This is a genomic window from Planktothrix sp. FACHB-1355 (assembly GCF_014748295.1).
Taxonomy (GTDB): domain Bacteria; phylum Cyanobacteriota; class Cyanobacteriia; order Cyanobacteriales; family Aerosakkonemataceae; genus Aerosakkonema; species Aerosakkonema funiforme_A.
Window position 1 is genome coordinate 1 of sequence record NZ_JACJUP010000476.1, and the last position, 4,804, is coordinate 4,804.

General features: G+C 46.6%; 7 protein-coding genes. All 7 read right to left on the reverse strand.

Annotation, left to right across the window (positions count from 1 at the left end):
- The coding region (locus H6S82_RS18695; protein ID WP_277926490.1) for an RNA 3'-terminal phosphate cyclase at positions 1-199 on the reverse strand (199 nt) is incomplete at its 3' end.
- Positions 200-215: 16 nt separating this feature from the next.
- A complete protein-coding gene (locus H6S82_RS18700) occupies positions 216-1,217 on the reverse strand; it encodes a glycoside hydrolase family 43 protein (RefSeq protein ID WP_190468105.1) in 1,002 nt (333 codons plus the stop codon).
- A 12-nt stretch (positions 1,218-1,229) separates the two neighbouring features.
- Positions 1,230-2,036 carry a phytanoyl-CoA dioxygenase family protein gene (locus tag H6S82_RS18705; RefSeq protein ID WP_190468107.1) on the reverse strand — a complete coding sequence of 269 codons (807 nt, stop codon included), beginning with the start codon at positions 2,034-2,036 and terminating at the stop codon, positions 1,230-1,232.
- Positions 2,037-2,252: 216 nt separating this feature from the next.
- Complete coding sequence (locus H6S82_RS18710; RefSeq protein ID WP_191056537.1) at positions 2,253-2,441, reverse strand: hypothetical protein; 189 nt, start codon at positions 2,439-2,441, stop codon at positions 2,253-2,255.
- A 276-nt stretch (positions 2,442-2,717) separates the two neighbouring features.
- Complete coding sequence (locus tag H6S82_RS18715; RefSeq protein WP_199315403.1) at positions 2,718-3,365, reverse strand: response regulator transcription factor; 648 nt, start codon at positions 3,363-3,365, stop codon at positions 2,718-2,720.
- Positions 3,332-4,195, reverse strand: coding sequence for a trypsin-like peptidase domain-containing protein (locus H6S82_RS18720; protein WP_190468113.1), 864 nt, complete (start codon positions 4,193-4,195; stop codon positions 3,332-3,334). The genes H6S82_RS18715 and H6S82_RS18720 overlap by 34 nt, the downstream gene beginning before the upstream one ends.
- Positions 4,188-4,804: PDZ domain-containing protein (locus tag H6S82_RS18725; RefSeq protein WP_191056538.1), on the reverse strand; the 617-nt coding region annotated here is incomplete at its 5' end. The genes H6S82_RS18720 and H6S82_RS18725, both read right to left, overlap by 8 nt.

Here is a 4,804-nt window from a genome sequence, read left to right on the forward strand (position 1 = left end):
CATCTCCCCGCATTTCTGCTTGACAAATTGCCGCAGCTGCCCTTACAGCAGTCAGGTGTTGAGCTGCCAGTCCGGGTTTTTGGCGTCCCGCCCGAATCTTTTGGATGCGTATCGCTTTGCCGGTAATCGCAGCGAGACTGAGGGAGGTGCGGAGTACTTGTCCGCCGCCTTCGCCATAGGAGCCATCAATCTCAATCATAAGCAATATCGCTAACTTAACGGTTTGGGCTGAGGTGGTCTAACTCTTGCGGCGTCCAAGTAGGGCCATTGCAACGCGGGCCGAAATCTGTCCAGATCAGCTTGTCAATGCACATCCGTCGCGCCTGCATATTTGTATCCCACGCATGGTAGATAATATACTCGGTGAGATCGTCTTTCCCTAACACGATCGAATTGTGGCCTGGGCCCAACACATAACCGGGAACCGATCGCAACACACGCGGCCCCGCTTCATTCCCCGCATCTGAGTAAGAACCCATTACGCTATCTGCTACTCCATAATCGACTCCGTAACTGTCAGTTTCCCAGCGTCCGCCACTATAAAAGCAGTAGTAGCGTCCTTTGTACTTGCGAACGCAGGCACCTTCCAAAGTATGCCAATCGTAGATGCCATCGTACATCGCACGATTGGCTAGGAATCTCTGCCAATCGGAACGAGCGCGTAAAACGACGTTGCCCTCACCTGCTAGCTTTGTCATACTTTCCAGACGAGCGACCATAAGTGCCGTACCAGCGCGAACGCCGCCTTCGGTATCCAGAAAATCGCGAGCATAGAACAGATACCACTGTCCGTCATCATCGCAAAATGGGTGCGGATCGATCGCAAACGCACAAGTCTCTGGGTCTAATAACGGTTCTCCCACATCTTCATATGGCCCCAACGGTTCGGAACTGGTGGCAACACGCAACTGATGCCTTTTATCTTCGTGTCCCACAGAGTAATACAGATAGAACGTGCCATCGCAGTAAGCGACTTCCGGTGCCCAAAAGTTATCACCCAGCGCGGGGTCTGGTCGCAAAAGTGCATTCCCGGCAAACTGCCAATTCACAAGGTCATCGGAACGCAGCAGCGGAAATACTAGGCGTTTGCCAATTTCGTCAACTTGCCCTTCTGCTTCCGCTGGCCCTGTCCCGATCGCATAATACACGCCCTGGTATTTCCAAACAAATGGATCGGCAAAATACCCGTTGTAAACTGGATTGGTGTAAGTTCTCATTATGTACGAACGCTAATATTTAAAATTCACATAAGTTTCGGCCTTATTTTCTGGCAACTCCTCTACCACTTCGCACCGAAGCATCTGCTGTAAATCCTCTGGCAGAGTTTGGTAGTAATTTCGTGGCAGCGTTAAATCTACTTTTGGTGTGTGCAGCCAGTGCATCACATAACCCATTACTACCATCGGTCTTGGCTTTTGGGTTCGGTTAGGTGAACCTCTGTGCATTGCTAAGGGCGATCGAATCGTAACATCACCAGGCTGCATATAAAAAGATTCCATCGGAATCTCACCGGCTCTAATCTTCACCAGCGCCTCCTCACGCGGCATAACATGAGTTCCGCGTGCCATCTGAAACGGGCCATTATCTGCCGTTACTTCAACCAATGGAAAATTAACTGCTAAAGCGTAAAGCGGCGTAACAATTCGATCGGAAAACAACGGACGGAAATCGCGATGGATTTCTTGATAATCCGAACCCTGACAGGGAATATCAGCCGCTAGTTGAACCAACCTGTATTCCTGGAAGAAAACGCGATCGAGAATACCCAAAATCACCGGATTGGCAAACACATCCTGATTGGCAAATGGTTGCACCCAAGGAAATGTTAAATAATAACGAGCTTGTTCGCGGGGAGCTAAGCCACCTGGTTGATTTTGGCGCAGTTGAAATAAAGCATCAAAAGCTTCTGCCCATTGCTCAATCAGGTGTCGATCGAAAAGTCCGCGAATCACGCAAATTCCGTCCCGATTCAGTTCTGCTGCCAATCGATCTAGTTCTGCTGCTGTAAATTTAGCGCTTCCTACTTCTTGAATCATTCTACTACTCTCTTCAATTTCTGCTTTGCTCGACTTTACAGCGAGCGCCGCGAGCTTCGGTAATCCATTAGCTCTATCTCTTCTAAGGGTAGTAGACGCAGAAACATTATTCATCAAGAAATATACCTAAAGTTAGAGCCAATGACATCTGCATCTACGTAGTAAGTAAACCTCTTCCACTCCCCATTCAATCTCTGTCTTTTGAGGATAAGGAAATCAGCCGATCGAGGTAGCAAACTCATCTTTATAAATTGGCATAATATGAGCAGGATAAAGCCATATCGAACTTATATAACTAACATACTTACCAAAGCCATTAAACCTATCTGCTTTGAGCGGATAGGTTTTGTGATTAGCCAAAGTTGTGGAGACGTAGGTACTGGTAGAACAAATGGCAAGGGTCACCGGATGCAAGGATTGGCTGGGCCTTGAAGATTAGACATCTCCAAAAATTCTTGTGGGGTAGGCATCCTGCCTGCCTTTAAGATTCTTTTGGAAGAGATGTCTATTGTAGAGACTTTTCATGAAAAGTCTCTACAATATTCGTCAAATTTTTTTGATAATTCTCCTTGAAATGGCAGGCTTGAAACCTTTTTTGCGTTCACCCAAAGAATAATGGCATTTTATTTCATTGCCAATTGCAAATGAAATTTGCTGACCTTGAATCATTATCATTGAGGTTCACAACAAAATTAACCCATCTTTAGCACCCTTGATTACCGCTTCCGTGCGACTGGACACATCCAGCTTGCTAAAAATAGAAGCGATGTGAAATTTTACGGTATGCTCGGAAATGTGCAATCGACGTGCGATCGCTTTATTGCCCTGACCGGAAGCCAACATCCCCAACACCTCAACCTCCCGACTGGTCAGAATTCCCTTCCCATTATCCCGCTCCTTAGCAGTGGCGGGTAATGCCGAAAGCAAAGATTCAATCACATCCGGATGCAGTACATTTAAACCCAAAGCTACTGCCGAAATTGCTCCCACAATCTCATCCCCAGTAGCCTGTAAAGGAAGAATACCCTGCACCCCATTTCGCAACCAATTACGGATTGAAACCTCTTGCCAATCTTCTACCAAAACCACCATTCCAGACACCTGGAATTCACCATCAAAAATCAATTCCTCCCCATCCCATACCAGCAGCACCACATCCGGTTGTAACTGTTCGTTTTTCAAAAGCATTTCGCCATTCGTAACGCTACCCACCACCTCCAAACTCGAATTATTTGCCATTAAAGCCGATAAACCAGCCCGCATAATGGTAGAATTAGCTACCAGCAAAACCCTCGTTATGCCGCTCGTGCTGAGGAGTCTTTGTTCCATAGCACCACATCCAACTGCACAAGCTTATCCCCACGCAGCACATTTAATGGCAGTCCATCACCTTCATAAGAGTTTTCCAAAATGTGAAATAGTTCATTTGGCGAAAGGAAAGCAATACCCCTCACTCCCACCAACACATCTCCCATCATTAGCTGACCGATATCTGCTGGACTGCCGGATTCCACATCGGTAATTAACAATCCGTAACTAGGTTTGCCTTGTAATGGTACGATTACCTCGCGAAGACTCACCCCCAAATAAGGACGTTCGTTACCTCTTTCTAAAAAGCGTTGCACTACATGAGTGGGAATGGCAAACCCTTTCCCCTGTACGATCATCGTATTAATTCCAATTACTTCCCCTTGCACGTTAGCCAAAGGGCCACCAGAATTACCGGGTGCTAATTGTACATCTGTTTGTATCCAATTAGGACGATTGACATTAATGCTAGTGAGATTGTGAATGATTCCCACGGTTACTGCACCCGTCGAGCCGTTTGGATTGCCTACCGCTACTACTAATTCTCCCACTCGCAAGCGATCGCCATTACCAATTTTGGCAGCATTTAAGTTAGAAGCATCTACTTTTAATGCTGCTAAGTCCCGCTGCCGATTTTTCGCGATCGCAGTCGCCGCCAGAATTCGTCCGTCTGATAATTCTACCGATATTTTCGGGTGACTTATGACGTGGGCATTGGTAATAATTATCCCATCGCTATTCCAAATCACGCCCGATCCTATTCCGTTTCTGCGTCCTCGGATTTTGACTGTAGAACGGCGTAGGGATTCGGTTACAGCGTTTAATTCCTCAACTAAGCTGAAACTATTCATTTCTATAACCCCTTTGCGGTCTAACGCCGACGGTGATTGTTAATTCGATCGAATTTCCACCCCGGACAATTTTGGCCTGAATGGGTCGATTAACTCGTTCGGGGCCTAACATGGAATGAACATCGCTGATATCGTTGATGGATGTACCGGAAAGCTCTACTAAAATATCGCCGATTAACACTCCTGCTTTATCTGCTGGTGATGATGCTTCGACGCTAACTACTATTACGCCGCCATTGTCAGGTAAATTAAGCGATTGTTGCAGAACAAGAGGTAGTTGAACTGGTTGCATCCCCAATCCTAGATAACCGTATCTAATGTTGCCAGTTTCTAGCAGTTGGTCAACTATGCGATTCACGATAGTGTTGGGAATGGTGAGTGCAGTATGACGGGGTACTGTGGTATTAATCCCAACTACTTTTCCTTGGGTATCTACTAATGGCCCACCGGAAAAACCTGGGTATAGTATCAGGGAGGGACGAATCGATCGGTCAATGGAAAAACCTCCCCAAGTGCGCCAACTTTCTCCCAAACTACTGATGATGCCCAAACTAGCGCTGATACTATTTTCTTGGCAACGGGCGATCGCTAATACTAGATGACCTACTT

Excerpts from the sequence above, each read along its gene's own strand:
- H6S82_RS18700 (WP_190468105.1), bottom strand. The coding sequence starts at position 1,217 with ATGAGAACTTACACCAATCCAGTTTACAACGGGTATTTTGCCGATCCA.
- H6S82_RS18705 (WP_190468107.1), bottom strand. The coding sequence starts at position 2,036 with ATGATTCAAGAAGTAGGAAGCGCTAAATTTACAGCAGCAGAACTAGAT.
- H6S82_RS18715 (WP_199315403.1), bottom strand. The coding sequence starts at position 3,365 with ATGGAACAAAGACTCCTCAGCACGAGCGGCATAACGAGGGTTTTGCTG.
- H6S82_RS18720 (WP_190468113.1), bottom strand. The coding sequence starts at position 4,195 with ATGAATAGTTTCAGCTTAGTTGAGGAATTAAACGCTGTAACCGAATCC.